The organism is Blastococcus sp. SYSU DS0669 (assembly GCF_054050895.1).
The window spans coordinates 31,815-58,067 of the sequence record NZ_JBJHAE010000013.1; the positions used below are offsets into that span (position 1 = coordinate 31,815).

The window sequence follows — 26,253 nt, forward strand, 5'->3', positions numbered from 1 at the left end:
TCAGACTGCGCCCCCGCCGCCACCCATCTGCACGTCCGCCGGCAGCTTCGGCGCACCGCCGCCCGTCGTCGCCGCCCGGCGGGTCCGGCGCTCGACGATCTTCGCCAGCTGGGAGAGCAGCACGTTGATGATGATGTAGATCAGGCCCGCGGCGACGTACAGCTGGAAGGTGTACTGGTTGCCGAAGCTCAGGGAGAAGAACTCCACGAGGCTGCGCGCACCTCGCAGCAGCTCGAAGTAGCCGATGATGAAGCCGAGGGAGCTGTCCTTCAGCAGGACCACCAGCTGCGCGATGAGCACCGGGAGCATGCGCCTCGTCGCCTGGGGGAGCAGCACCAGCGACATCACCTGGTACTTGCGCATCCCGATGCCGAAGGCGGCCTCGCGCTGGCCCTTGTCGATCGACAGGATGCCGGCCCGGAAGATCTCGGCGAGCACCGCCGAGTTGTAGAGGATGAGCCCGCCGGCGAGCGCCTGGAATGCGGAGAGCTCGACGTCGTACTTCGGCAGGACGAAGTAGAGCGCGAAGATGACGACCAGCAGCGGGATGGCGCGGAAGAACTCGATGTAGGTGCCGACCAGCCAGCGCACCGCGCGGTGATCCGACAGCCGTCCGACGGCCAGCAGCAGGCCGAGGACCGTGGCCACGACCATGCCGACCGCGGCGACCTGGAGCGTGTTGACCAACGCGCGGCCGAGCGTCTGCGGCACGCCGGTGCGCGCGTCGAACAGCACGGCCCAGCGCTGGCTCTCCAGCTGGCCGTTGCCGGCGAGCCGGATGAGGACGAGCGCGAGGATCCCCAGGATCAGCAGGATCCCGACGCCGGTACCGATCCGGATGCGCGCGCGGGCCTTGGGGCCGGGGATGTCGAAGAGGACCGGCGTGGTCATCGGAGGATCGCCACCCGTCGCTCCAGGCTGTGCACGCCGAACGCGAGCGGCAACGTGATGATCATGTAGGCGATCACCACCCCCAGCAGGACGGCGGTCAACTGCCCGGCGTCCGCGTTGACCAGGCGGGGGAGCAGGGAGCTCAGCTCGCTGGTGGCGAAGCCGGCGGCGATCGAGCTGTTCTTCACCATGGCGATGAAGACGTTGCCCAGCGGCGGGACGACGGTGCGGAACGCCTGCGGGAGGACGACCTCGCGGAGCGACTGCCCGAAGGTGAGGCCGATCGCGCGGGACGCCTCGGCCTGACCGGTCGAGACCGCGTTGATCCCCGAGCGCACCGCCTCGCAGACGAACGCCGCGGTGTAGAGCCCGAGGGAGAGCACCGCCCCGGTGTAAAAGCCGAGGATGAAGTCGATCTGCGGCAGCCCGAAGATGAGGAAGAAGAAGACGACCGTCAGCGGCGTGTTGCGGAAGGTCTCGACGTAGAAGGTCGCCAGCCCGCGCAGCGGCGGGATGGGGCTGACGCGCGCGGCCGCCAGCAGCGTGCCCAGCACGAGGGCGAGCAGGCCGGCGAGCAGCGACAGGCTCAGCGTCGTCAGGAACGCGTCCCACAGCAGGTCGAAGTTCTCAGCGAGGAACTGCACGCCGCCTCCTCTCGGGGCTGGTCATGGAGCGGCGCTGCGGGGCAGGAGTTCCCGCCCCGCAGCGCCGGGGGTGCTCAGTAGCGGTCGACGGCCGGCGGCTCGGGGGCCTCCTGGCCACTGATGGCGCCGGCGGTGCGGTCCCAGGCGTCGGCCCAGGCGCCGCTCTCGTAGGCCTCCTCCAGCGTGTCGTTGATGAACGCGCGGAACTCGTCGTCACCCTTCGGCACGCCGATGCCGTACGGCTCCTCGGTGAACGGGTTGCCCACGAGCTCGAAGGCTCCGTCGCTGCCGGCGACCAGGCCCGTGAGGATGACGTTGTCCGTGGTCACGGCGTCGACCTGGCCGTTGGCGAGGGCGTCGGCGCACTTCGAGTAGACGTCGAACAGCGTGAGGGTCGCCTCCGGGTAGTTGTCCCGGATGTTCTGCGCCGGCGTGGATCCCTCGACCGAGCAGACGTTCTTGCCGGCCAGGTCCTCGGGGCCCTCGATGCCCTCCGGGTTGCCGGCCGCGACCATGATGTCCTGGCCGGCCTCGTAGTACGGGCCGGCGAAGTCGATGAGCTCCTTGCGGGCGTCGTTGATGGTGTAGGTCGCCACCACCATGTCGACCTGGCCGTTCTGCAGGAAGGGCTCGCGGTTGGCCGAGACGGTCTCGGTCCACTCGATGTCCTCGGGGGCGATGCCGAGCTCCGCGGCGATCAGCTTGGCGATCTCGACGTCGAAGCCCTCGGGGGTCTCGGTGTTGGGGTTCAGGAGACCGAACCCGGGCTGGTCGAACTTGGTGCCGACGGTGATGGAACCCGCCTCGGCGAGCTCGGCCATCGTGGTACCCGCCTCGAAGTCGACCTCCTCCTGGACCTCGACGGTCGAGTCGGCGGCGTCCTCGGCCTGGTTGCCGGCCTCGCTGCCACCACAGGCGGCGAGCATGAAGCCGAGGGCCGCGAGCGAGGCGGCGTAGCGGGTGGTGCGCATGAGCTGTCCTTCCGTAGGAACGGTCAGTGGTTCAGGATCTTGGAGAGGAAGTCCTTGGCCCGGTCGGAGCTCGGGGTGCTGAAGAACGTCTCGGGGTCGGAGGACTCCACGACCCGGCCGCCGTCCATGAAGACGACGCGGTTGGCCGCCTTCCGCGCGAAGCCCATCTCGTGGGTGACGACGATCATCGTCATCCCGTCGGCGGCCAGCCCGACCATGACGTCGAGGACCTCGCTGATCATCTCCGGGTCCAGCGCCGACGTGGGCTCGTCGAACAGCATGACCTTGGGGTCCATGGCCAGGGCCCGTGCGATGGCCACGCGCTGCTGCTGGCCGCCGGAGAGCTGAGCCGGGTACTTGTCGGCCTGCGCGCCGACGCCCACGCGGTCGAGCAGTTCGCGGGCCCGCTTCTCGGCGTCGGCCTTCGACCGCTTGCGCACCTTGATCGGCCCGAGGGTGACGTTCTCCAGGATGGTCTTGTGCGCGAAGAGGTTGAAGCTCTGGAACACCATGCCGACGTCGGCGCGCAGGCGGGCGAGCTGCTTGCCCTCCTCGGGCAGCCGCTCGCCGTCGATGACGATCTCGCCCTTCTCGATCGACTCGAGGCGGTTGATGGCGCGGCACAGGGTCGACTTGCCCGACCCCGACGGGCCGATGACGACGACCACCTCGCCCCGGGCGATCTCGAGGTCGATGTCCTGCAGGACGTGCAGTTCGCCGAACCACTTGTTCACCCCGGACAGGCGGACGAGAGGCTCTCCGTTCGGACGGCTGGTCACCCTGGGGACCTTAGGGGCGGGAGGTCGCGGTTCCCGCACCGTGGGATCACGAAGGCGTAACGAACACGGCCGGTCAGGGGGTCACCGGGCCCGATCCGCCCGTTCGGGTGACCGCTGCCGCGCTGGGTGCTGAACCCCCTCCGTGACGGTCGGCCCGGAACGCCCCCGGTCGTCCCGGGCCGCGCCGTATCCTCCGTGTCGAGATGAGCAGCCCCACCGCGAGCCCCGCCCGCACCTACCGGGTGCGCACCTACGGGTGCCAGATGAACGTGCACGACTCCGAGCGGCTCTCCGGCCTGCTCGAGGCGGCCGGGTACACCGCCGCCGCGGACGGGGACGACGCCGATGTCGTCGTCCTCAACACCTGCGCCGTGCGCGAGAACGCCGACAACCGCCTGTACGGCAACCTCGGGCACCTGCGCCCGGTCAAGGACGCCCGCCCCGGCATGCAGATCGCCGTCGGCGGCTGCCTCGCGCAGAAGGACCGCGGCGAGATCGTCACGCGGGCACCCTGGGTCGACGTCGTCTTCGGCACGCACAACGTCGGCTCGCTGCCGGCCCTGCTCGAACGCGCCCGGCACAACGCCGAGGCGCAGGTCGAGATCGTGGAGTCCCTCGAGGTCTTCCCCTCGACGCTGCCCGCCAAGCGGGACTCCGCCTACTCCGGCTGGGTGTCGATCAGCGTCGGGTGCAACAACACCTGCACGTTCTGCATCGTCCCGGCGCTGCGCGGCAAGGAGAAGGACCGCCGCCCCGGCGAGATCCTGGCCGAGGTGCAGGCGCTGGTGGACCAGGGCGTGCTCGAGGTGACCCTGCTCGGGCAGAACGTCAACAGCTACGGCAGCGACTTCGGCGACCGCAGCGCGTTCGCCGACCTGCTGCGCGCCACCGGCCGCATCCAGGGGCTGGAGCGCGTCCGGTTCACCAGCCCGCACCCGGCGATGTTCACCGACGACGTCATCGCCGCGATGGCCGAGACGCCGGCGGTCTGCCACCAGCTGCACATGCCGCTGCAGTCCGGGTCGGACGACGTGCTCAAGCGGATGCGCCGCGCGTACCGGCAGGAGCGCTACCTCGGCATCATCGACCGCGTCCGCGCCGCCATGCCCGACGCCGCGATCACCACCGACATCATCGTCGGCTTCCCCGGCGAGACCGAGGCGGACTTCGTGCAGACGCTCGAGGTGGTCCGGGCCGCCCGGTTCTCCAGCGCCTTCACCTTCCAGTACTCCAAGCGGCCCGGCACCCCGGCCGCCGAGATGGACGGGCAGCTGCCCAAGGAGGTCGTGCAGGAGCGCTACCTCCGGCTCACCGCGCTGCAGGACGAGGTCAGCTGGGAGGAGAACCGCCGGCTCGTCGGCCGGCGGGTGGAGCTGCTCGTCGCCGCCGGGGAGGGGAGCAAGGACGCCGCACGCGGCCGCCTCTCCGGCCGGGCCCGCGACGGGCGCCTCGTCCACTTCACCGCGGCCGACGGGGTGCGGCCCGGCGACGTCGTCGAGACCGTCGTCACCCAGGCCGCGCCGCACCACCTGGTCGCGGACGGCCCGCTGGTGTCCCACCGCCGCACGAGGGCCGGCGACGCGAGCGAGGCCGGCACCCGGCCGACGACGCCCGGCGTCTCGCTGGGCATGCCGCAGGTCGGCGTCCCCGCACCGCTGCCGGTGGTCACCGGCTGCTGACGGAGGCATAGGAGGCTCTACCTGCGTCCCGCGGGGCGATTCCGCAGGTGGAGCCTCCTATGCCCGGGGGGTTACCGGCGGGCGGACTTTTCCGCCTCGGCGAGCCACTCCCGGCGGGTCTGCAGGTTGGCCCGCGCCTCGTCGATCCGCCGCTCGTCACCCGCCGCCTCGGCCTTGGCCAGCTGCTCCTCGGCCTTGGTGACGGCGGCCCGCATGGAGGCGACCATCGGGTTCTCCGGAGTGGTGCGCACGCGGCCGGCGTCGGCGGCGCCGCGCACCTTCTGCTCCACCGCCTGCATCCGGTCCTCGAGCTGGCGCATCACGCCGCGGGGCACGTGACCGATGGCGTCGTAGCGCTCCTGGATCTTGCGCAGCGCGTTCTGCGCCCCCCGCAGGTCCTTGCTGGGGTCCAGCTGCTCGGCCTCGGCCAGCAGCTGCTCCTTGGCCTGCTGGTTGGCGACCTGCTCGGCGTCGCGCGCCTTGTCCTGCTCGGCACGGGCGCTGAAGAAGACGTCCTGCGCTGCGCGGAACTGCTTCCACAGGTCGTCGTCGCCGTCGCGGCCGGTGCGCGGCACCGCCTTCCAGCGGTCCATCAGCGAGCGCATCGCCGCGCTGGTGGGGCCCCAGTCGGTCGAGGCCGACAGCCGCTGCGCCTCCTGGATCAGCTCCTGCTTGGCCGAGCGGGCCTCGCTGCGCTGGGCGTCGAGCTGGGCGAAGTGGGCACCGCGGCGGCGGCCGAAGGCGTCCCGGGCGGCGGCGAACCGCGTCCACAGGGCATCGTCGGTCTTGCGGTCGATGCCGCGGATGGTCTTCCACTCCTCGACGATCGCCTTGAGACGGTCCCCGGCGGCCTTCCAGGACGTCGACTCGGCCGCGATCTGCTCGGCCTCGGCGGCCAGGGCCTCCTTGCGCGCCACCTGCGCGGCGCGGGCGGCGGCCTTCTCGGCGCGGTACTCGACGGCGGCGGCCTCGGCGGTCTCCACGATCGCGCGGGCCCGGGTGGCCAGGCCCTCCAGGTCGCCGACGGCGGCGGCGGTCGGGATCGACCCGGCCAGCGCCTCGGCCTTGGCCTTGATCTCCGCGGGGTTGCCGGTGTGCGCCTTGAGCCGCGCCTCGAGGAGGGACACCTCGGTGGCGAGGTCGTCGTAGCGGCGGCCGTAGTGGGCCAGCCCCGCCTCGGCCTCGCCGGCCTGCCAGGAACCGACCTCGCGCTCGCCGTCGGCGGTGCGCACGAAGACGGTGCCGTCGGCGTCCACGCGACCCCACTGCGACGGGTCGCTCACCACGGTCTCCACCGGCGCGGCCGTCGGCGCCGGGGCGGGGGCGGGGGCGGGCGTCGGCGTCGGCGTCGGCGCGGCGGCTGCCACCGCCGCTCCCGGGGACTCGACGGAGGCGTCGGGTTCCCCGGTGGGCGCGCCCGGATCCGCCGTGGGGTCGGCGAGCGCCGCCTCCGCGGGCGATGGCGCGGCCGCGGTGCCGGCCGCGGGGGTCACCGCGTCCGGGCCGCCGGTCGGCGTCGCCTCCTCCGGGGCGGGGGTCTCAGGGGTCTCGGTGGTCTCCGCAATCGGCGGAGCGGCCTGCTGCACCCCGTTGCCGGGGTCGTCCGTGCTCGACACGTCCGGCAGTGTCCCACGTCCCATCGGCGAGACTGCTGCCGTGACCTCCTTCCCCGGCGGCGTCCCGGTCCGGGCGCCCAGTCCGTCGGCCGCCGTCGCCTTCTGCCCGTGCCCGCCCCTGCTGGTCACGGATGTGGAGGGGCGGCCCTCGCCGGAGAGCACCGCCCTGCGCGAGGCCTGTGCAGAGGCGGTCACCGCGCTGCTCGGCGCCGGACCGGAGGTGGTCGTGGTGGTCGGGCCGGGGCCGCTGCCGGGGGAGCGGTTCGGTCCCGGCGACGGCGGCGACCTCCGTGGCTTCGGCGTCGACCTCGACCTGCCGTTCGACGGCCGGCTGCGCCCCGAGGGGAGGCGGCTCCCGCTCGCGCACACGGTGGGCGCCTGGCTGCTCGACCAGGCGGCGTTCGCCGGCACCCGCGTGGGGGTCGGCCCGGCCGACGTCGGCCAGCTGATGCGCGACCTGCCGGCGCCGGTCGGGGTGCTGGTCATGGGGGACGGCTCGGCACGGCGCTCGGTGAAGGCGCCCGGGTACCTGGACCCGGCGGCCGAGCCGTTCGACGCGGCGGTCGCCACCGCCCTGGCGTCGGGGGATGCCGCCGCGCTGGCGGCGCTGGACCCGGCCGCGGAGGCGGGTCTGCTGGCCGCGGGGGTGCCCGTCTGGCGCGCGGTGGGGGCCGCGCTCGCCGGCCGGCACGTCACCGCCCGGCTGCGCCACGATGCCGCGCCGTTCGGGGTGGGTTACCCCGTCGCCGACTGGATGGTGGCGTGACGCCGCCGCCGGTCGTCGCGGTCGTCGGGCCGACGGCCACCGGCAAGACCGCGCTCGCCGTCGAACTGGCCCGGCGGCTGGGCGGCGAGGTGGTGAACGCGGACTCGATGCAGCTCTACCGCGGCATGGACATCGGCACGGCCAAGCCCGACCTCGTCGAGCGGGGCGGTGTGCCGCACCACCTGCTGGACCTCTGGCACGTGCGCGAGCCGGCCTCGGTCGCGGAGTACCGCCGGCGGGCGCGGGCGGAGATCGACCGGTTGCGCGCCGTCGGCACGGTGCCGCTGCTCGTCGGCGGCTCGGGGCTCTACGTGCGGGCCGTCCTCGACGAGCTGGACTTCCCGGGCACCGACCCGGCCGTCCGCGCCCGGCTGGAGGAAGAGCTCGCCGCCGTCGGCCCGGCCGCGCTGCACGCCCGGCTCGCCGAGCTCGATCCGCAGGCCGCCGCCGCCGTCCTGCCGAGCAACGGACGGCGGATCGTGCGCGCGCTGGAGGTCGTCGAGCTCACCGGCGGGCCGTTCCGCGCCCAGCTGCCCGAACCGCGCCCGCACTACCCGGCCGTGGTGCTCGGCCTGGACCGCGAGCCCGCCGAGCTCGACGAGCGGATCGCGGCGCGCGTGGACCGGATGTGGGCGGCGGGCTTCGTCGACGAGGTCGCGGCGCTCGCCGCCGACGGGCTGCGCGAGGGACCGACCGCCTCCCGCGCCCTGGGCTACGCGCAGGTGCTGGCGCAGTTCGACGGCGTCCTGACGTCCGACGAGGCGAGGGAGCGCACCGTCACCACGACCCGCCGCTTCATCCGGCGGCAGCGCTCGTGGTTCCGCCGGGACGCAGCGACGACGTGGTTCGACGCCGCCCGGACCGACCTGGCCGACGCGGCGGCGGCGGTGATCACCGGGCCTACGATCGACCGGTGACCTCCTCGCCCCGCGTGCTGATCGGCCACGGCACCGAGAACGACTTCGTCGTGCTGCCCGACCCCCACGGCACCGTGTGGGCCGGCGACCGCCTCGACGCCGCGATGGTCCGGCGGCTCTGCGAGCGGCGGGCCGGCCTGGGCGGTGACGGCGTGCTGCGGCTGGTGCGCAGCGCCCACGTCCCGGACGCGGCGGACGTGCTGGGGGATGACCTCGAGCGGTGCGAGTGGTTCATGGACCACCGCAACGCCGACGGCTCCTACGCCGAGATGTGCGGCAACGGCATCCGCCTGTTCCTGCACGCGCTCGTCGGCGAGGGGCTGGTGGACCGCGGCTCCTGCGCCGGCGGCCTGCTGGTGGGCACCCGCGGCGGGGCCCGGCGGGTCGGGGCCGGCGCCGACGGCGGCTACTGGGTGGACATGGGCCCGGCGCGCCCCTTCGGCGAGGGGGAGGCGGTCGTCGACGGCCGGACCTTCGCCGGGCTCGCCGTCAGCATGGGCAACCCACACCTGGCCTGCCTCACCGAGGTGCCCGTCGAGCAGCTCGACCTGACCGGCACGCCAGGGTTCGACCCGGCGCTGTTCCCCGAGGGGGTCAACGTCGAGCTGGTCAACGTCCTGGAGCCCGGCGCGCACGTGCGGCTGCGGGTCTCCGAGCGAGGCGTGGGCGAGACCCGGTCCTGCGGCACGGGCGCGTGTGCCGCCGCCTACGCGGCACTCCGGGCCGAGGGCGCCGGAGAGGGGACCGTCGTCGTCGACGTCCCCGGGGGTCGCCTGTCGGTCCACGTGACCGCGACGACGACGGTGCTCAGCGGCCCGGCCGTGCTGGTCTCGGCCGGCACCCTGTGCGCGGAGTGGCTCACGGGCTGAGCCGGCGTGGGTTCCCGGGGCCCTCCGCTCGCGGAGGCCGTACTCGTGCCGCCGATCGGGATGCAGGAGGAGGGCAGATGCGTTGTACCCGGCGATGACAACTCAGGTGCTTTCCTCGAAGGACCGTGCCACGCTGGACACGATGACGACCGCCCCCGATGCCCTGCCCGTCGACGAGCAGGCCGACCTCGAGCCCCGTACCGCCCCGGCCGGGCGGTGGGACGAGGCCGACGACACCACCGGCTCCTACGCGCTCGAGGCGCGCGGCGCCCTGCGCCGGGTGGCCGGCCTCTCCACCGAGCTCGCCGACGTCACCGAGGTCGAGTACCGCCAGCTGCGGCTGGAGCGCGTCGTCCTCGTCGGCGTCTGGACCGAGGGCACGCAGGCCGACGCCGACCGGTCGCTGGCCGAGCTCGCCGCCCTCGCCGAGACCGCCGGCTCCCAGGTCCTCGAGGCCGTGAGCCAGCGACGCGACAAGCCCGACGCCGCCACCTACGTCGGCTCGGGCAAGGCCGCCGAGATCCGCGACATCGTCGCCGCCACCGGCGCCGACACCGTTATCTGCGACGGCGAGCTGACCCCCGGCCAGCTCAACCAGCTGGAGAAGGTGCTCAAGGTCAAGGTCGTCGACCGGACGGCGCTGATCCTCGACATCTTCGCCCAGCACGCCACCAGCCGGGAGGGCAAGGCGCAGGTCGAGCTCGCCCAGATGCAGTACATGCTGCCGCGGCTGCGCGGTTGGGGTGAGTCGATGTCCCGGCAGGCCGGTGGCCGGGTCGCCGGCGGTGGCGGCATCGGTACCCGCGGTCCGGGTGAGACGAAGATCGAGACCGACCGCCGGCGCATCCGCGCCCGCGTGAGCAAGCTGCGGCGGGAGATCGCCGGCATGGCGACCGCCCGGGCGACCCAGCGCTCCAGCCGGGACCGCAACGCGACGCCGAGCGTCGCGATCGCCGGGTACACCAACGCCGGCAAGTCCAGCTTGCTCAACCAGCTCACCGGCGCCGGCGTGCTCGTGGAGAACGCGCTGTTCGCCACCCTCGACCCGACGGTCCGCCGGGCCCAGTCGCCCGACGGCCGGGAGTACACGCTGACCGACACCGTCGGCTTCGTGCGCCACCTGCCGCACCAGCTGGTGGACGCCTTCCGCTCCACGCTGGAGGAGGTGGCCGCGGCCGACCTGCTGCTGCACGTCGTCGACGGCTCCGACCCGGACCCGCTCGGCCAGATCGACGCGGTGCGCGTGGTCCTGAGCGAGATCGACGCCGCCGCGGTGCCCGAGCTGATCGTGGTCAACAAGGTCGATGCGATGAGCGAGGAGGACATCATCATGCTCCGGCAGGCCCTGCCGGGTGCGGTGTGGGTGTCCGCACGCACGGGGCTCGGCATCGACTCGCTGCGCAGGCTCGTGGCCGAGCGGCTGCCGCACCCGGACGTCGACGTCGACGTGCTGGTGCCCTACGAGCGCGGGGACCTGGTGGCGCGGGTGCACCGCGACGGCGAGGTGCTCGGCGAACTGCACGAGGCCGGCGGCACCCGGCTCACCGCCCGGGTCGACGGCGCCTTGGCGGCGGTGCTCGAGGAGTTCGCGGTCCCGGTCGGCTGACCGGCCTGCACTGATCACGATCCGGTCACGGCCCGGTACCGTGGCGGCGTGACCAGGGGAGCCGTGCAGGCGACGGAGGCACCGCGGGCCGCGCCCGTGGTCCCCGTCGGCCGGCCGCCGTGGTGGCTGGTCGCCGCGGCGCTGGTCGTGGCGGTGCTCATCACCGCCGACCTCCTCGCCCACGGCCCGACCGAGCGGCTGGACCTGCGGGTCTCCGAGATCGTGAGCGACTGGGGACTGCGGGACACGCCGGGCTACCCGGCGGTGTGGGTGGTCACCCAGCTCGGCGGGCGGGTCACGATCCTCGTCGTGCTCGCCGTCCTGGTCGGCCACCTCCTCTGGCGACGGGGCGCCTGGTTGCCGGCGGTCCGGGTGCTCCTCGCCCTGGGGGTGCTGACCGCGGTCGTCTACGCCATCAAGCACGGCCTCGGGCGGACGGCGCCGGCGTTCCCGGGGTCCTACTTCTTCCACGCCGACGGCGTCTCGTTCCCCTCCGGGCACGTGGCCAACGCGGTGCTCATGTGGGGGGTGGCCCGCTGGCAGGCGGTCGAGTACGGACTGCCGGCGACCGTGCAGCGGGCGTTCTGGTGGCTGAGCGTGGTCGGACCGGTCGCCACGGGGGTGGCGATGGTGTCGCTCGACTTCCACTGGGTCACCGACGCGCTCGTCGGGGCCGCCGTCGGGATCGTCCTGTTGGGCGTGGTTCATGCACTGGACGCGGTGGTTCTGTCACGCTGGGTACGTGCCCGAGCAGGCCGTCCTCGTCCCTGACCGCGCCCGGACGTGCCGGCTCCTCGCCGCGAGCACGCTGGTCGTCGGCACGGTCGTGCTGGCACCCGCTCCGGCTCACGCGGAGGCGCCCGCCCCGGTGGCACCCACCGCCGGCTCGCCCGCCGCGCCGGCGCCGGCCCCCGAGGTCCGGTGCTCGATCACCGACCCGCGGCTCGCCGAGCTCTCCGGCCTGGTGGTCGTGGGGGAGCAGATGCTCGCCCTCAACGACGGCGGCGACCAGGTTGCGGTGCACGGGCTGGACTCCACCTGCGCCGTCGTCGACGTCCAGACCGGTGCGGCCGACCCGTTCGACCCCGAGGACCTCGGCGTGGCGTCCGACGGCAGCGTCTGGGTGGCCGACATCGGTGACAACGGCGGCGTCCGCCCGACCGTGGCCTTCCACGTGCTCCGGCCCGACGGCACGGCCGCGCTGCACCGGTTGACCTACCCCGACGGCGCGCACGACGCCGAGGCGCTGCTCCTGGCCCCGGACGGGACCCCCTACCTCGTCACCAAGGAGGTCCTCGGGTCCAGTGGCGTGTACCGGCCCGCCGGGGCGCTCGTGGACGGCGGCGTGGTGCCGCTGGAGCGGGTGGGCACGGTGGACATCACCCTCACCGGGACCCCGGGTGGGCCGGTGGGCCGAGCCGGTCAGCTCCTCGTCACCGGTGGCGCAGTGGCGGGCGACGGGAGTGCGCTGGCCCTGCGCACCTACACCGACGCCTACGTCTGGCCCCTGGCGGGTTCCGACGTCGTCGGTGCGCTGGCCGGGGAGCCGACGCGGGTGGCGCTCCCGGAGTCGCCGCAGGGCGAGGCGATCAGCTTCACCGCCGACAGCCGAGCGCTCGTGGTCGCGAGCGAGGGGCTGCCCAGCCCCGTCGCGGTGGTGCCGGTGCCGGCCGGAGCGGCGAGCACGCCTCCCACCGACGTTGTCCCCGTGCAGTCCTTCGCCGAGCTCACCCGGTCGGACCGGTCGCCGATCGCCGCGGCCCTGATCGCCGCCGGCGTGGCGACGATCGTGGTCTGGCTGACCGGACGGCTGCGCCGCCGGACCTGAGGGTCAGGCCTCCGGCTGCCAGCCGAGCTGCCGGCTGCACTCCTCTGCGGCCCTGGTGACCTGTTCCCCGAGCACCGGCCACAGGCGCCGGGGAAAGCGCTGGGAGGGCAGGGACAGGCTCAGGGTCGCCACGGGCAGGCCTGCGCGGTCCAGGATGGCGGCCCCGACGGCGGCGATGTCCGGGTGCCGCGTGCCGACCGTGACCGCGTAGCCCTGCCGGCGCACCCGCGGCAGTTCCCGGAGCAACGCCTCCGGGTCGGTGTCGGTGTGCGGCGTGAGCGCCTCCAGGGGCGCCGCGCGCAGCAGTGCTGCGGCCCGCGGCTCGGGCATCGCGGCGAGGGCGGCCTTCCCGGACGCCGTCGTGTGGAGGGGTGCGCCGTGCCCGACGGAGGTGTGCGTCCGCACCGGGTGGACGCCGTCGATCTTGTCGAGCAGGACGATCCGCCGGTCCTCCGGGACGGACAGGTGCACGGTCTCGCCGGTCGCCGCGGAGAGCCGGTGCATCGCCGGCAGCGCGATGCGCCGGATCTCCTCGTCGCCCCGGTGCCGTGACCCGATGGCCTGGGCCTTGGCGGTGAGCGACCAGCGCGTGGGCTCCTCGGCGCCGGCGCGGATCCACCCCAGGTCCCCGAGCGTCAGCAGCATGCGCTGGACCGTCGACTTGGGCAGCTGCATCGACCGGGAGAGGTCGCTGACGCCGACGGGCTGCTGCTCCGACACCGCCTCCAGGACGGCCAGCGCGACGGACACCGACCTCATGTGATTGACGCCACCTTTCCTCCGACCTACTGTGGCGCGCACCACTTCGTGCCACTGCGCGGCAAAGTGTGCCACACAGTGGCACGGTGTCGCCAGGGCGGTCGGGAGATGCACGTGTCGCACCAGGTCCCTTCGGGCGCCCTCTCGGGCGTACGGGTCCTCGACCTCACCCAGGTCATGGCGGGGGCGTACTGCTCGATGCTGCTGGCCGACATGGGCGCCGATGTCATCAAGATCGAGCGACCCGGAGGCGGGGACGACACCCGCCGGATGTCCCGCGGCCCCGACGTGGAGCACTCGCCGGCCTTCAACGCCATGAACCGCAACAAGCGTGGCATCGCCGTCGACCTGAAGGACCCCCGCGGTGCCGAGGTCGTCCGGCGGTTGGCCAGGGACGCCGACGTCCTCGTGGAGAACTTCCGGCCCGGGCTGCTGGACCGCTTCGGGCTGGGGCAGGAGGCCCTCCGGGCCGCGAACCCGGCGCTCGTGTACTGCTCCATCTCCGGATTCGGTGCCACCGGCCCCTACGCCGGTCGCGGCGGCTACGACCTCATCGCCCAGGCGATGAGCGGGCTGATGAGCATGACCGGTGAGCCCGGACGGCCGCCGGCCAAGGTCGGCGTCCCCATCTGCGACCTGAACGCCGGGCTGTTCGGCGCGTACGGCGTCCTGTCTGCCTACATCCACCGGCTGAGGACGGGGGAGGGCCAGTTCGTCGACACGTCGCTGCTGGAGGCGGGGATCGCCTACACCGTCTGGGAGACGGCGATGTTCTTCAGCCTGGGCGACGTCGCCCGGCCGATGGGGTCGGCGCACCGCCTGTCGGCTCCGTACGAGGCGTTGCCCACGGCCGACGGGTGGATCGCCATCGGCGCGGCCAACGACCGGAACTGGGAGCGGCTCTGCGCGGGCCTGGGGCTGGAGCGCCTGCTGCAGGACCCTCGGTTCGCGACCAACGCCGCGCGGATGGAGTACCGCTTCGAGCTGGCCGGCGAGCTGGCGGCGACGCTGCGGCAGAGGACGACCGCAGAGTGGCTCGAGGTCATGCACGCGGCGGGCGTGCCCAGCGGGCCCCTCTACGACATCCAGCAGGTCTACGCCGATCCGCACGTGCAGGCCCGGGACATGCTCGTCGAGACGGTCCACCCGCGGATGGGCACCGTGCGCCACATCGGCGCACCGGTGAAGCTCTCCGGCACCCCGTCGGCGATCCGCCGTCCGGCTCCCCTCCTCGGCGAGCACAGCCGCGAGGTGCTGGCCGAAGCCGGGATGGCCGCCGAGGAGATCGACGAGCTCCTCTCCGTCGGTGTCCTCGTGACGACGCCGCCGGACGACCACGCCCGCCCGACGCCCGGTGCGGCGCCCAGCCCCCTCGATCCGACGGAGGTCCCCGCGTGACGCATCTCGTCCTGTCCGGTCTGACCAAGAGCTTCGGCGCGGCCCCGGTCGTCGACCAGGTGGACCTGTCGATCGAGGAGGGCGAGGCCGTCGTCCTGCTGGGGCCCAGTGGCTGCGGCAAGACCACGTGCCTGCGCATGATCGCCGGCTTCGAGCGCCCGGACGCGGGGGAGATCCGGTTGCGCGACAGAGTGCTGGTCGGCCCCCGCGTCTTCGTCCCGCCGGAGCGCCGCCAGATGTCCGTGGTGTTCCAGAGCTACGCCCTCTGGCCGCACCTCAGCGTGCGCGAGAACGTCGGCTACGGACCGACGACGGCGAAGGTGAGCCGCGCGGAGGTCCGCCGCCGCACCGACGAGGCGCTGGCCATGGTGCAGCTGGACGGTCTCGCCGACCGCTACGCCCACCAGCTCTCCGGCGGTCAGCAGCAACGGGTCGCCCTCGCCCGCGCGCTGGTCAACGACCCCGCCCTGCTGCTGCTCGACGAGCCGTTGTCCAACCTGGACACCCGGTTGCGAGAGGAGATGCGCTCGGAGATCAAGCGGATCCACCGGTCGCTCGGCGTCACCATGGTCTACGTCACCCACGACCAGGCGGAGGCGCTCTCGCTGGCTGACCGGCTGGTGGTCATGCACTCCGGTCGCGTGGTGCAGGTCGGCCCGCCGGAGGAGGTCTACCGGCGACCGCGGACGGGCTTCGTCGCGCGGGCGCTGGGTGCGACGAACCTGCTGACCGCCACCGTGTGCGGTCCGCCCTCCTCGGACGGCGTGCCCCTCCGGCTCCCTGCCGGGATCACGGTGACCGCGCCCCACCCGGCGGACGTGGTGGTGCGTGCGGGCGACCAGGTCTCCGTGTCGATCCGGCCGGTCGACCTCCGGCTCGTCGCCGGCAACGCCGGCGCAGCCGGGGTCGCGCGGGTCAGCGAGGCGCTGTTCTTCGGAGACCACGTGCAGTACGCCGTCGATCTGCCCGGGCTCGCCGAGCCGCTGAAGGCCACGGGCCCCGGCCTGGGCCGGTTCGACGCCGGTCAGGACGTCGTCGTGCAGGTGGACGGCGCCGCGGTGGCCATCGTCAGCGACGGCCCGGCCGCCCCCGCCCCGGGCCGCGACGACCACCCGGGTCCCTCGACGACCGAGGGCGCCACGCCCGCCCCAGCTCCGGCCCGGCGGTCCGCCGCATGACCGGGATCTCCCGCACCGCCGTCCGTCCACCCGCCCCGCACCGCCGTCCGAGAAGAGGCACCGTGTCGACTCGTCACACCACCCGTCGCAGGAACGCCCTGTTGGCGCTCCCCCTGTCCGCCGTCCTCCTCGCCGGGTGCGGCAACGGCTCCGAGCCGGCAGCGGAGGGCGGTGAGGGGAGCGGCGGTGGAGCAGCCGGGGTCGAGGGCATCAGCGAGGACCTCATCGCCGCCGCCCAGGAGGAGGGCGGCGTCGTCATCTACGCCGGCGGGCACACCCGCCCCGGGGTCGAGCTCCTCCAGCAGCGGATGCAGGAGCTCTTCGACGTCGAGGTGACGTTCACCCGCGAGGACTCCGGCGCGGTCGCCAACTCCATCTCCGCGGAGCTCGCCAGCGGTTCGCTCAACGCCGACGTGGTCAGCCTGACCGACCCGGACACGCTCCAGCAGTGGGCCGACGAGGGCATCATCGTCGACGCCGACATCCCGAACGCCGACGAGATCATCGAGGGCCTCGACAACCCCGACAACCCGCAGGTGCCGTACAGCCTCGTGCCGCTCGGCATCATGTACAACGACGCCAGCACCGATCCCGCCGATCTGCCCACCACGTGGGAGGAGTTCGCCTCCTCGGCCGAGGGCACCATCGTGAGCTCCGACCCGGGAGCGTCGGGCACCGCCCTCGCCTACTACACCACGCTCACCGGGCTGTACGGCGAGGAATGGCTCCAGCAGCTGGCCGAGCGGGAGGTGATCGTCACCGACAGCAGCCTGGCCCTGGCTCAGCTCGTGCTGACCGGCGAGGCGGACATCGGCGTCCCCGCGATCGAGTCCGCGGTGATCAGCGCTGCCGACGAGGGCGAGCCGCTGGCCATCGCGTTCATGGAGGACGGCGTGCCGACCTTCACCAGCGAGCTGGCCATGCTCGCCGACGCACCCCGGCCCAACGCAGCGAAGCTCCTGCTGCAGTACCAGCTCAGCGAGGACTACCAGAACGCGCTGGTCGAGCTCGGCGGGCGCAGCGTGCTCGAGGGCGCGCCGCAGCCGGCCGAGGGTGCCGACCTCTCCGACGCCACGCTCCTCCCCGCCGATCTGGAGGAGATCGCCGCCCGGGGAGACCAGGTGGTGGCACGCTTCGCCGAACTGTTCAGCCGGTGAGCGCGGCGGGTCGGGTCGGCGCAACCGCCGGCTCGCGCAGGCGGAGCGGGACGTGGCGCTGAGCCGCTCCGCGACCCCCACGGCGCCGGGCGCCGATCCGCGCGAGCGGTCGGCGTCCGGCACCGCCGGGGGCCCGCCCCCTGCACGGGCGCCGCGCCGCCGCCGGTCGACCGGGTTCGAGCGCGCCATGCGCATCGTGTGGGTGCTGGCGCTGCTGATCCTGGTCGGCTACCCGATCGCGCAGGTCTTCGGGCAGAGCTTCGTGGCGGACGACGGCGGCCTCACCCTGTCGAACTACGCGCTGCTGGCTTCCGAGCCCCAGTTGCTGGAGGCGATCCGCAACTCGGTATGGATCGCGTGCGGCACGGTGCTCGGGAGTCTCCTGATCGGGCTGCCGCTGGCCTGGTTCACCGTGCGCACGGACATGCCGATGCGCCGGTTCTTCCGCGGGAGCGCCGTCCTGACGTTCGCGGCGCCGAGCTTCATCGCCGCACTGGGCTGGGTGCTGCTCCTGGGGCCGCGCAACGGCGTGCTGAACACGGCGCTCATGTCGCTGTTCGGGCTCGAGGAGTCGCCGTTCAACATCTTCACGCCGTGGGGGATCATCTTCGTGCTCTCCCTGTTCCTCTACCCGCTGGTCTTCCTGCCCGTCTCGGCGGCCCTCGAAGGCATCGACCCCGCCTTGGAGCAGGCCGCGGCCAGCCTCGGCGCGTCGCGCTGGCGGGTGCTGCGGACGGTGACGTTCCCGGTCATCGCGCCTGCCCTGATCGCCGGCTCGATCCTGGTGTTCGTCTCCTCGGCGATCATCTTCGGTCCCGTGGCGATCCTGGGCGCGCCGACCGGGTTCCAGACGATCCCCACCGTGCTGCTGAGCCTCATGCAGTTCCCGCCGCGGATCGAGGTGGCGGCGGTGATCTCCGTGCCGATCCTCGTCATCATCGCGGCGCTGCTGCTGATCCAGCGCAAGATCGTGGGCGGCCGGAAGTTCACCGTCATCGGAGGCAAGCCGGGCCGGCAGGACGTGACGCACCTGGGCGCCGGTCGCTACGCGGCGGTGGCGTTCTGCGTGGCCGTCGTGGTGCTGAGCCTGGTCCTGCCGTTCGGCATGCTGCTGGTGACATCGTTCCGCAAGGCCCTGGGGCGCCCGCTCGGGTGGGACAACTTCACCCTGACCGGCAACTACGAGGAGGTCTTCGGCCGGCCCCTCATCGCCGCGGCCATGGGCAACAGCTTCGTGCTGGCCGTCGGCGGCACGGTGCTGGCCCTGGCCGTGGCGCTGCTCGCCTCGTGGTTGGTGCACCGCACCAAGGCGCGCAGCAACGCGGTGATCGTGGGCGCGATGGCCGCGCCGCTCGCCTTCCCGGGTGCGGTCCTCGGTATCGGGCTGATCATCGCCTACGCGGCCCAGCCGTTCGGGTTGGGCGGGACGCTGACGATCCTGCTGATCGCCTACACGGGCAGCGCCCTGCCACTGACGTTCGCCTACGTCCACGCCGGGATGGGCCAGATCGGGGCCGAGGTGGAGGAGGCATCGCGCAGCCTGGGGGCCTCCTGGGCGCGCACCTGGCGGCGGATCACCGTGCCGCTGCTGCGGCCGTCGCTCCTGGCGGCGGGCCTGCTCAACTTCGTGCTCCTGTTCCGGGAGCTGGAGATGTCGGTGTTCCTCTACACCGGCGCGAACCCGACCGTCGCCACGGTGCTCTACAACCTGGCGAGCGAGTCGCTGTACCAGCGGGTCGGCGCCCTCTCCGTGGTGATCCTGCTGATCAACATCGTCGTGACCGTGATCGCCATGCGCCTGCTCGACCGCAGACCCGGCGAGCCCACCCGGCGGTCCCGCCGCGAGCCGTCCGTCGCACTCAACACACCCCCGGAGGAAGCAGCATGACCGAGACCACCACTGATGTCGGCACCGGCGTGCACCTGCGCTACGAGACGCCGCACATCGCCGTCCTCACGCTGGACAGCCCTCCGTCGAACACGTTCAGCTGGGAGAGCCGGCGGTCGTTCATGAGGGCGCTGGACATCCTGGACGCCGACGAGAACGTCCGCTGCCTGGTGATCACCGGCGAGGGGCGCGCATTCACCGCCGGGGCCCACCTGGGCGAGGACCAGTCCATGAGCGACGAGCAGCTGACCGACTACCTCGCCGAGTTCAGCCGGGTGCTCAACGGCGTGCAGAACTTCCGGGCACCCGTGATCGCCGCCATCAACGGGGCCACGATCGGCGGCGGCCTGGAGTTCTCGCTCTGCTGTGACATCCGCATCGCATCGACGGAGGCGTTCTTCGTGGCCGCCGGCGTCAACGTGGGCCTCATCGTCAGCTTCTGGCGTCTGCCGCGCGTCATCGGGCTCGGCCCGGCCAAGGAGATCCTGCTGACCGGCGCCCGCTACACGGCCCAGCAGGCGCTCAACTGGGGACTGGTCACGGAGGTGCACGAGCCCGGTGACCTCATGCCCGCGGCGCTCGCGAAAGCTCAGCGCATCGCCACCCGCGCGCCGTTGTCGGTGGAGGCGACCAAGGAGGCCGTCACCGGGGCGTTCGAGATGGACTTCGCGCAGGGTCAGGCGCTGCAGACCAAGCGCTTCCTGGAGATGTTCCGCACCGATGACCACCAGGAGGCGCTGCGGGCGTTCTTCGAGAAGCGGGACGGCGACTACCAGCGGCGCTGATCGACCCCGCTGACGTCGATGGCCGGTCGGGAGGAGAACCCGGCCGGCCGTCGACGTCAGCGGCTCAGACCCGTCGGAGAACGCTCACGACCCGGCCGAGGATGGTCGCCTCGTCGCCCGGGATGGGCTCGTACGCCGGGTTGTGCGGCAGCAGCCAGACGTGGCCGTCGCGCCGCTTGTAGGTCTTGACCGTCGCCTCGCCGTCGATCATCGCGGCGACGATCTCGCCGTTCTCGGCGGTCGGCTGCTGGCGGACGACGACCCAGTCGCCGTCGCAGATCGCCGCCTCGACCATTGAGTCGCCGGCCACCTTGAGCATGAAGACCGTGCCCTCGCCGACCAGCTCGCGCGGCAGGGGGAAGACGTCCTCCACCGCCTGCTCGGCCAGGACGGGGCCACCGGCAGCGATCCGCCCGACGAGCGGGACGTAGGTGGGCGCCGACGCCTCCATGCCGTCACCGACCACCGGCGGCTCGGTGTGCGCGACCACCCCGCGGGCGGCGTCGCCGGGGAGCCGGACGTCGAGGGCGCGCGGACGGTTCGGATCGCGCCGCAGCCACCCCTTCTTCTGCAGGACCGACAGCTGGTGCGCGACCGAGGACGCCGAGGACAGGCCCACCGCCTCGCCGATCTCGCGGACCGAGGGTGGGTACCCACGGCGGTCGATCGAGTCGCGGATCACCTCGAGGACCCGGCGCTGCCGCTGGGTGAGGCCGTCGCCGTCCGCCGTGCGGTCGGGGAACGCCCGCACCGACGCGGAACCGTCAGCCTCCCGGGCCGTTGCCCTGGTGCCGCGACCGGCGCCGGAGGTCCCCTTCGAGTCCGCCACGTCTCCTCCTCGCCGGCTGCCCGTGCAGCGCTCGACCGTCGTCGTCGGGTGGAACCGTAGCGCCGATCGGCGCCCAGTTCAAACACGTGTTCGAAAGTTTCCCGTGTCGCATCGCTTCTGTCGGTCCTGTCCGGTAGACATCGGACAGACGTTCGAATCGAACGTGTGTTCGGACCGGCTCGCGTCGGTCGGGAGGGTGGGAGACATGGACGGCGGCGCTGCGCTGCGGGTTTCCGGCGGGTCGCCGGTCGGTGGAGGTGAGGCGGGCGCCGGGGCCCGGCCCGCCCGGCACCTCCGGGTGCTGCCGCCACCGACGTCCTACTCGGCGGCCGTCGCGCCCCGGGTGGGAGAGCCCGGGCGGCGCCTGACCGTCGTGCGGACGGCCCCCGGTAGCAGGAGAGCCGCTCCGTCGCCGCCGCTGCGGCTGACCGCGCGTGGGCGCCGGGCGGTGGCGGTGGCCGTTCTGCTGCTCGGCCTCGCCCTGGTGCCCCTGGCCGGTGCGGTGCTGGGTGAGGCAGACGGCGGGCTCCAGCTGATGGGGACGACCCAGGTCATCGTCGAGCCGGGCGACACCCTGTGGTCCATCGCCGGCGCGGTGGCCGAGGGGCGGGACGTGCGGGACGTCATCGTCGACATCCGGCAGCTGAACCGGCTCGACACCGCACAGATCACCCCTGGTCAGGTGCTGCTGTTGCCCTGACGGGTGCCCCTGCACCACGCGAGACGTTCACAATGCGGATCGGCGACTTCGTCAACCCTGCGTATGGGGACGTTTACGCTGAGTGCTGGTCGTCCGTTTACGGTCGTCGCGTGTCGAGCGTCATGGAGAACCGCGCCGCCGTGTTCACCCGTCATCCCCAGGCCGTCGAGGTGCTGCACGCGGGTGCCTGGCGGGCGGGGGAGCTGCTGGGTTGGCGGCACGACGACTCCGGCGCGTGCCAGATGCGGGTGCGGACCGTGGTCGACGGGGTCGAGCAGGCGATGTGGACGGCGCTGGACACCGTGCGGCTCCCGGAACCCGCGTCCGCCCGTCCCGGGACGCAGCTGATGGCCGCGCAGCCGGCGCTCCGGTCGGGTGGTGGTCGTTCGACCGACCCCGAGGCCACCGCCAGCCTCCCTCGGGTGCGCGACAGCCGCCCCGAGCGGTCGGCTCCGGCTCGCACGGGTGGTCGCCGACGCGCACCCGAGGGCGACGAGATCCGGGCGGCGACCGCCTTCTCCGTGCCCGTGCACCCGTCCGGTCGGCACCGGGCACCGGCCATCGCGCCGGGCCCGGTCGTCGGGCGGCACCGGGCGGCCGACGCCGAGCTCGCCCCCCTCGTCGCCGGCGGCACGCCGGCCGCGTCCGCCGCCCCGGTCCGGGACGGGGGTGTGCCTGCCTGGGTGATCCCGGCCGCGCGCTCCGCGCCGCCCGTGGAGCTGCGACCGCTCGGGCGCGACTGGACCCCGCCGGCCGGTCCCGAGCCCGAGCTGCTGACCCGTCCCATGCGGTTGAGCGACCAGATCCCGCACTCCCGCCGACGCCGGGTGGACGGGTCCCTCAGCGCCTGATCGGCAGGTGGCGCGCGCACCGGCGCCGGGCCCTCGCGGTTGCGCGCCCCGCCGCGTCCGGCCGTGCGTCCGCGGTTGTGCGGGCGGAGCGCCCGGCGGCTGCGCCCCCGCGCCGGCGCGGGCGGCCGGAGCTCCCTGCCCGCCTCGCGCCGACCGACCCCTGTGCAGCCGGCCCGCCGCGGCGGGGCCCGCGCCGGCGTGTCGCCGCGGTGTGCCTGTGACGGCTGGGGCCCGCTGTTCCGCCTGCGCACGGCAGTGTCGGGGCGGAACACGCCGAGCCGACGATCACTTGCACATCTTGCGTGGGCCGTCCTAGGGTTCCCCCACATCTAGTAGTTACAGAGCTGTAAGCCCGTCCACAGGCCGATCCTCAGGTTCTCCCCGTCGCATCCACCGGATGTCCCCAGGGGGCTCCACAGGCGGCCCGTGGCAGGCCCACCGGCGGAGGAGGTGAACCACCGTGCGCTGCCCGTTCTGCCACAACTCCGACAGCCGGGTCATCGACTCCCGGGAGACCGACGAGGGCGCCACCACGCGTCGTCGTCGTTCGTGCCCGGCCTGCGGGCGGCGGTTCACCACCGTCGAGGAAGCGGTGCTCGCCGTCGTCAAGCGCAACGGCGTCAGCGAGCCGTTCAACCGCAGCAAGGTGGTCGCCGGCGTCCGGCGGGCCTGCCAGGGCCGGCCCGTCGACGAGGACCAGCTCAAGCTCCTCGCCCAGCAGGTGGAGGACGCCGTCCGCGCCACCGGCGCCGCGGAGGTGCCTAGCCACGAGGTCGGCCTGGCCATCCTCGGCCCGCTCCGCGAGCTCGACGAGGTGGCCTACCTGCGGTTCGCCAGCGTCTACCGGTCCTTCACCTCGGTGGCGGACTTCGAACGGGAGATCGCCGAGCTCAAGGCCCGGCAGCCCGCCTCGTCACCGGGGGAGACGGGCCCGCCCGCGCCCCGGCAGCCGGTCCCCACCGGCACCGGCGCCGGCACCTAGAAGTGTCGGTACCACCCGATAGACAGCAGTTCGAGCAGTTACCGATCGCGGCTCTTCCCCAGCCCCCGATCCGCCACCGCGCAGCACCACCGCGCAACCCCGCGACGCACCACGCGACACACGACCAGGGAGAGCTCCACACCATGACCGACACCGACGACCGCGTGGCCGGCCCCCGCACCCGCCGCAGCACCAAGACGCCCAGCCGGGGCAAGGGCCTCAAGATCAAGCGCGTCTTCACCACCGCTGGTGTGCACCCCTACGACGAGGTGACCTGGGAGCGTCGCGACGTCGTCATGACCAACTGGCGGGACGGCTCGATCAACTTCGAGCAGCGCGGTGTCGAGTTCCCCGCCGAGTGGAGCATCAACGCCACCAACATCGTCACCACGAAGTACTTCCGCGGCGCCGTCGGCACCGCGCAGCGCGAGACCAGCCTGCGCCAGCTCATCGACCGCGTGGTGCTCACCTACACCGAGGCCGGCCGCGAGCACGGCTACTTCGCCACCGAGGGCGACGCCGAGATCTTCGAGCACGAGCTGACCTGGATGCTGCTGCACCAGTACTTCAGCTTCAACAGCCCCGTCTGGTTCAACGTGGGCACGAGCGCCCCGCAGCAGGTCAGCGCCTGCTTCATCCTCGCCGTCGACGACGAGATGGACTCGATCCTCAACTGGTACCGCGAGGAGGGCCTGATCTTCAAGGGCGGCTCCGGTGCCGGCCTGAACCTCTCCCGGATCCGCTCCTCCAAGGAGCTGCTGTCCTCCGGTGGCACCGCCTCCGGGCCGGTGTCCTTCATGCGCGGCGCCGACGCCTCCGCGGGCACCATCAAGTCCGGTGGCGCGACCCGCCGCGCGGCGAAGATGGTCGTCCTCGACATCGACCACCCCGACATCGAGGAGTTCATCGAGACCAAGGCGCGCGAGGAGGACAAGATCCGCGCGCTGCGCGACGCCGGTTACGACATGGACCTCGGCGGCAAGGACATCACCAGCGTCCAGTACCAGAACGCCAACAACTCGGTCCGCGTCTCCGACGAGTTCATGCGCGCCGTGGAGGAGGGCGACGAGTTCGGGCTGCGCGCCCGCCTCGACGGCTCGGTGATCGAGACCGTGGACGCCAAGGCCCTGTTCCGCAAGGTCACCCAGGCCGCCTGGGAGTGCGCCGACCCGGGCATCCAGTACGACGACACGATCAACGACTGGCACACCAACCCCGAGACCGGCCGCATCAACGCGTCCAACCCGTGCTCGGAGTACATGAGCCTGGACAACAGCTCGTGCAACCTGGCGTCGCTGAACCTCATGAAGTTCCTCAAGGACGACGGCACGTTCGACGCCAAGAACTTCGTGAAGGCCGTCGAGCTGGTCATCACCGCGATGGACATCTCGATCTGCTTCGCAGACTTCCCGACCGAGCCGATCGGTGAGACGACCCGGGCCTACCGCCAGCTGGGCATCGGCTACGCCAACCTGGGCGCGCTGCTCATGGCGACCGGCCACGCCTACGACTCGCGCGGCGGCCAGACGCTCGCCGCGGCGATCACCTCGCTGATGACCGGCACCGCCTACCGGCGTTCGGCCGAGCTCGCCGGGATCGTCGGCCCGTACGAGGGCTACGCCCGCAACGCCGACGCCCACGCCCGGGTCATGCGCAAGCACGCCGCGGCCAACGACGCCATCCGCCCGGTCGGCGCCGACGACGCCGACGTGCTCAAGATCGCCACCCAGCAATGGCAGGAGTGCCTGGAGATCGGCGCCGACAACGGCTGGCGCAACGCCCAGGCCTCGGTGCTGGCCCCCACCGGCACGATCGGCTTCATGATGGACTGCGACACGACCGGCATCGAGCCGGACTTCTCGCTGGTCAAGTTCAAGAAGCTGGTCGGCGGCGGCTCCATGCAGATCGTCAACCAGACGGTGCCCCGGGCGCTGCGCAGCCTGGGCTACCAGGAGGAGCAGATCGAGGCGATCGTCGAGTACATCGCCGAGCACGGCCACGTCGTCGACGCGCCCAGCCTGCGCCCGGAGCACTACGAGGTGTTCGACTGCGCCATGGGCGAGCGGGCCATCTCCCCGATGGGCCACGTCCGCATGATGGCCGCCGTCCAGCCCTTCATCTCCGGCGCGATCAGCAAGACGGTGAACATGCCGGAGACGGCGACCGTCGAGGACGTCGAGACGATCTACTTCCAGGGCTGGAAGATGGGTCTGAAGGCGCTCGCGATCTACCGCGACAACTGCAAGGTCGGCCAGCCGCTCTCCGGTGGCAAGGGCAAGAACGACGGGACCAAGGACGAGGTCAAGGTCGAGGCCACGACCTCCTCCGCGCTGTCGCACCCGGTCCGCAAGCGCCTGCCCAAGAAGCGGACGAGCGTCACCACCTCGTTCAGCGTCGCCGGCGCCGAGGGCTACATGACCGCCGGGATGTACGAGGACGGCAGCCTCGGCGAGGTCTTCCTGAAGCTCGGCAAGCAGGGCTCGACCCTGGCCGGTGTCATGGACGCCTTCTCGATCGGCATCTCGCTGGCGCTGCAGCACGGTGTGCCGCTGGAGACCTACATCTCCAAGTTCACCAACATGCGCTTCGAGCCGGCCGGCATGACCGACGACCCGGACATCCGGATCGCCCAGTCGGTGATGGACTACATCTTCCGGCGCCTGGCGCTGGACCACCTGCCCGTCGAGAAGCGGGCCGGCCTGGGCATCTTCACCGCCGAGGAGCGGGCGGCGCAGGTCTCCGGCTACGGGGCCTCCGCGTCGACGGCCACCGTCCAGGAGGAGGAGGTCGACCTGGAGCAGCTGCGCGGCTCGGCGCCGATCGAGACCGCCAGGACGGAGGAGAAGGTCACCCCCGAGGGCCCGAAGTCGGTCAAGGAGGCACACTCCTCGGCCGAGCTCCTCGAGCTGGTCACCGGCACCGCCACCGACGCGCCGCTGTGCATGACCTGCGGCACGAAGATGCGCCCCGCCGGCAGCTGCTACGTCTGCGAGGGCTGCGGCTCCACCAGCGGCTGCAGCTGATGCGGTCGGCCACGACGGTGTCCCGGCCTCGGGAGCACCGACTCCCCGTGGCCTGAGCCACCCGTTCCACTGGCCCGGTCCCGCGAGGGACCGGGCCAGTGGCGTCTCAGCTCTCCGTGCCGCCCGGTCCGCCGCAG

At 72.8% G+C, this 26,253-nt stretch carries 23 protein-coding genes; 16 read left to right on the forward strand and 7 right to left on the reverse strand.

The features are described 5' to 3' along the window. The 4 genes from ACI792_RS13830 to ACI792_RS13845 all read right to left on the reverse strand — a co-directional run bounded on the left by ACI792_RS13830 (position 1) and on the right by ACI792_RS13845 (position 3,285). Positions 1-891 carry an amino acid ABC transporter permease gene (locus tag ACI792_RS13830; protein WP_456603099.1) on the reverse strand — a complete coding sequence of 297 codons (891 nt, stop codon included), beginning with the start codon at positions 889-891 and terminating at the stop codon, positions 1-3. Then, positions 888-1,535, reverse strand: a complete 648-nt coding sequence (locus ACI792_RS13835) for an amino acid ABC transporter permease (protein ID WP_456603100.1) — start codon at positions 1,533-1,535, stop codon at positions 888-890. Before ACI792_RS13835 ends, ACI792_RS13830 begins: the two co-directional genes overlap by 4 nt. 74 nt (positions 1,536-1,609) lie before the next feature. Continuing rightward, complete coding sequence (locus tag ACI792_RS13840; RefSeq protein ID WP_456603101.1) at positions 1,610-2,506, reverse strand: glutamate ABC transporter substrate-binding protein; 897 nt, start codon at positions 2,504-2,506, stop codon at positions 1,610-1,612. A gap of 23 nt (positions 2,507-2,529) precedes the next feature. Beyond that, entirely contained in the window at positions 2,530-3,285 is a 756-nt protein-coding gene (locus tag ACI792_RS13845) for an amino acid ABC transporter ATP-binding protein (RefSeq protein WP_456580012.1), read from the reverse strand. A gap of 203 nt (positions 3,286-3,488) precedes the next feature. Between ACI792_RS13845 and miaB the strand changes: the two genes are divergently transcribed. Next, positions 3,489-4,964 carry a tRNA (N6-isopentenyl adenosine(37)-C2)-methylthiotransferase MiaB gene (gene miaB, locus ACI792_RS13850; RefSeq protein ID WP_456603102.1) on the forward strand — a complete coding sequence of 492 codons (1,476 nt, stop codon included), beginning with the start codon at positions 3,489-3,491 and terminating at the stop codon, positions 4,962-4,964. Between the two features lie 71 nt (positions 4,965-5,035). Here miaB and ACI792_RS13855 read toward each other — a convergent pair whose 3' ends face one another. Continuing rightward, the gene (locus ACI792_RS13855; protein ID WP_456603103.1) at positions 5,036-6,580 is read right to left on the reverse strand and encodes a DUF349 domain-containing protein; all 1,545 of its coding nucleotides are present in this window, start codon (positions 6,578-6,580) and stop codon (positions 5,036-5,038) included. Positions 6,581-6,620: 40 nt separating this feature from the next. On the opposite strand from ACI792_RS13855, the gene ACI792_RS13860 reads away from it, so the two are divergent. The 6 genes from ACI792_RS13860 (at position 6,621) to ACI792_RS13885 (ending at position 12,566) form a co-directional block, all read left to right on the forward strand. Beyond that, positions 6,621-7,346 (forward strand): hypothetical protein, encoded by a 726-nt coding sequence (locus tag ACI792_RS13860; RefSeq protein ID WP_456603104.1) that lies wholly within the window; start codon positions 6,621-6,623, stop codon positions 7,344-7,346. Continuing rightward, complete coding sequence (miaA, locus tag ACI792_RS13865; protein WP_456603105.1) at positions 7,343-8,263, forward strand: tRNA (adenosine(37)-N6)-dimethylallyltransferase MiaA; 921 nt, start codon at positions 7,343-7,345, stop codon at positions 8,261-8,263. Before ACI792_RS13860 ends, miaA begins: the two co-directional genes overlap by 4 nt. Next, a complete protein-coding gene (gene dapF, locus ACI792_RS13870; RefSeq protein ID WP_456603106.1) occupies positions 8,260-9,132 on the forward strand; it encodes a diaminopimelate epimerase in 873 nt (290 codons plus the stop codon). The genes miaA and dapF overlap by 4 nt, the downstream gene beginning before the upstream one ends. Before the next feature lie 142 nt (positions 9,133-9,274). After that, the gene (gene hflX, locus ACI792_RS13875; RefSeq protein ID WP_456603107.1) at positions 9,275-10,738 is read left to right on the forward strand and encodes a GTPase HflX; all 1,464 of its coding nucleotides are present in this window, start codon (positions 9,275-9,277) and stop codon (positions 10,736-10,738) included. Positions 10,739-10,786: 48 nt separating this feature from the next. Then, the gene (locus ACI792_RS13880; protein ID WP_456603108.1) at positions 10,787-11,509 is read left to right on the forward strand and encodes a phosphatase PAP2 family protein; all 723 of its coding nucleotides are present in this window, start codon (positions 10,787-10,789) and stop codon (positions 11,507-11,509) included. Continuing rightward, on the forward strand, positions 11,481-12,566 hold the full coding sequence (locus ACI792_RS13885) for a hypothetical protein (RefSeq protein ID WP_456603109.1): 1,086 nt from the start codon (positions 11,481-11,483) through the stop codon (positions 12,564-12,566). Before ACI792_RS13880 ends, ACI792_RS13885 begins: the two co-directional genes overlap by 29 nt. 3 nt (positions 12,567-12,569) lie before the next feature. On the opposite strand, the gene ACI792_RS13890 is transcribed toward ACI792_RS13885, so the two are convergent. Continuing rightward, positions 12,570-13,325 carry an IclR family transcriptional regulator gene (locus ACI792_RS13890; RefSeq protein ID WP_456603110.1) on the reverse strand — a complete coding sequence of 252 codons (756 nt, stop codon included), beginning with the start codon at positions 13,323-13,325 and terminating at the stop codon, positions 12,570-12,572. Between the two features lie 108 nt (positions 13,326-13,433). On the opposite strand from ACI792_RS13890, the gene ACI792_RS13895 reads away from it, so the two are divergent. The 5 genes from ACI792_RS13895 (at position 13,434) to ACI792_RS13915 (ending at position 19,731) form a co-directional block, all read left to right on the forward strand. Then, positions 13,434-14,723 carry a CaiB/BaiF CoA transferase family protein gene (locus tag ACI792_RS13895; protein WP_456603111.1) on the forward strand — a complete coding sequence of 430 codons (1,290 nt, stop codon included), beginning with the start codon at positions 13,434-13,436 and terminating at the stop codon, positions 14,721-14,723. After that, a complete protein-coding gene (locus ACI792_RS13900; protein ID WP_456603112.1) occupies positions 14,720-15,901 on the forward strand; it encodes an ABC transporter ATP-binding protein in 1,182 nt (393 codons plus the stop codon). Before ACI792_RS13895 ends, ACI792_RS13900 begins: the two co-directional genes overlap by 4 nt. Before the next feature lie 101 nt (positions 15,902-16,002). After that, a complete protein-coding gene (locus ACI792_RS13905; protein WP_456603113.1) occupies positions 16,003-17,058 on the forward strand; it encodes an extracellular solute-binding protein in 1,056 nt (351 codons plus the stop codon). A 52-nt stretch (positions 17,059-17,110) separates the two neighbouring features. Next, entirely contained in the window at positions 17,111-18,946 is a 1,836-nt protein-coding gene (locus ACI792_RS13910) for an ABC transporter permease (protein ID WP_456603114.1), read from the forward strand. Continuing rightward, positions 18,943-19,731, forward strand: a complete 789-nt coding sequence (locus ACI792_RS13915) for an enoyl-CoA hydratase/isomerase family protein (RefSeq protein ID WP_456603115.1) — start codon at positions 18,943-18,945, stop codon at positions 19,729-19,731. Before ACI792_RS13910 ends, ACI792_RS13915 begins: the two co-directional genes overlap by 4 nt. 64 nt (positions 19,732-19,795) lie before the next feature. Here ACI792_RS13915 and lexA read toward each other — a convergent pair whose 3' ends face one another. Beyond that, positions 19,796-20,560, reverse strand: coding sequence for a transcriptional repressor LexA (lexA, locus tag ACI792_RS13920; protein ID WP_456603116.1), 765 nt, complete (start codon positions 20,558-20,560; stop codon positions 19,796-19,798). Between the two features lie 454 nt (positions 20,561-21,014). Here lexA and ACI792_RS13925 point away from each other — a divergent pair, with 454 nt between their 5' ends. The 4 genes from ACI792_RS13925 (at position 21,015) to ACI792_RS13940 (ending at position 26,116) form a co-directional block, all read left to right on the forward strand. Continuing rightward, entirely contained in the window at positions 21,015-21,260 is a 246-nt protein-coding gene (locus tag ACI792_RS13925; protein ID WP_456603117.1) for a LysM peptidoglycan-binding domain-containing protein, read from the forward strand. A gap of 110 nt (positions 21,261-21,370) precedes the next feature. Next, positions 21,371-22,111 carry a hypothetical protein gene (locus tag ACI792_RS13930; protein ID WP_456603118.1) on the forward strand — a complete coding sequence of 247 codons (741 nt, stop codon included), beginning with the start codon at positions 21,371-21,373 and terminating at the stop codon, positions 22,109-22,111. A gap of 460 nt (positions 22,112-22,571) precedes the next feature. Then, positions 22,572-23,093: a transcriptional regulator NrdR gene (nrdR, locus tag ACI792_RS13935; protein WP_456580000.1), complete on the forward strand. Its 522-nt coding sequence runs from the start codon at positions 22,572-22,574 to the stop codon at positions 23,091-23,093. Between the two features lie 143 nt (positions 23,094-23,236). Continuing rightward, a complete protein-coding gene (locus ACI792_RS13940; protein WP_456603119.1) occupies positions 23,237-26,116 on the forward strand; it encodes a vitamin B12-dependent ribonucleotide reductase in 2,880 nt (959 codons plus the stop codon). Positions 26,117-26,253 lie beyond the last annotated feature (137 nt).

Excerpts from the sequence above, each read along its gene's own strand:
- ACI792_RS13940 (WP_456603119.1), top strand. The coding sequence starts at position 23,237 with ATGACCGACACCGACGACCGCGTGGCCGGCCCCCGCACCCGCCGCAGC.
- ACI792_RS13895 (WP_456603111.1), top strand. The coding sequence starts at position 13,434 with ATGCACGTGTCGCACCAGGTCCCTTCGGGCGCCCTCTCGGGCGTACGG.
- hflX (WP_456603107.1), top strand. The coding sequence starts at position 9,275 with ATGACGACCGCCCCCGATGCCCTGCCCGTCGACGAGCAGGCCGACCTC.
- miaB (WP_456603102.1), top strand. The coding sequence starts at position 3,489 with ATGAGCAGCCCCACCGCGAGCCCCGCCCGCACCTACCGGGTGCGCACC.
- ACI792_RS13890 (WP_456603110.1), bottom strand. The coding sequence starts at position 13,325 with ATGAGGTCGGTGTCCGTCGCGCTGGCCGTCCTGGAGGCGGTGTCGGAG.
- ACI792_RS13830 (WP_456603099.1), bottom strand. The coding sequence starts at position 891 with ATGACCACGCCGGTCCTCTTCGACATCCCCGGCCCCAAGGCCCGCGCG.
- ACI792_RS13840 (WP_456603101.1), bottom strand. The coding sequence starts at position 2,506 with ATGCGCACCACCCGCTACGCCGCCTCGCTCGCGGCCCTCGGCTTCATG.
- ACI792_RS13915 (WP_456603115.1), top strand. The coding sequence starts at position 18,943 with ATGACCGAGACCACCACTGATGTCGGCACCGGCGTGCACCTGCGCTAC.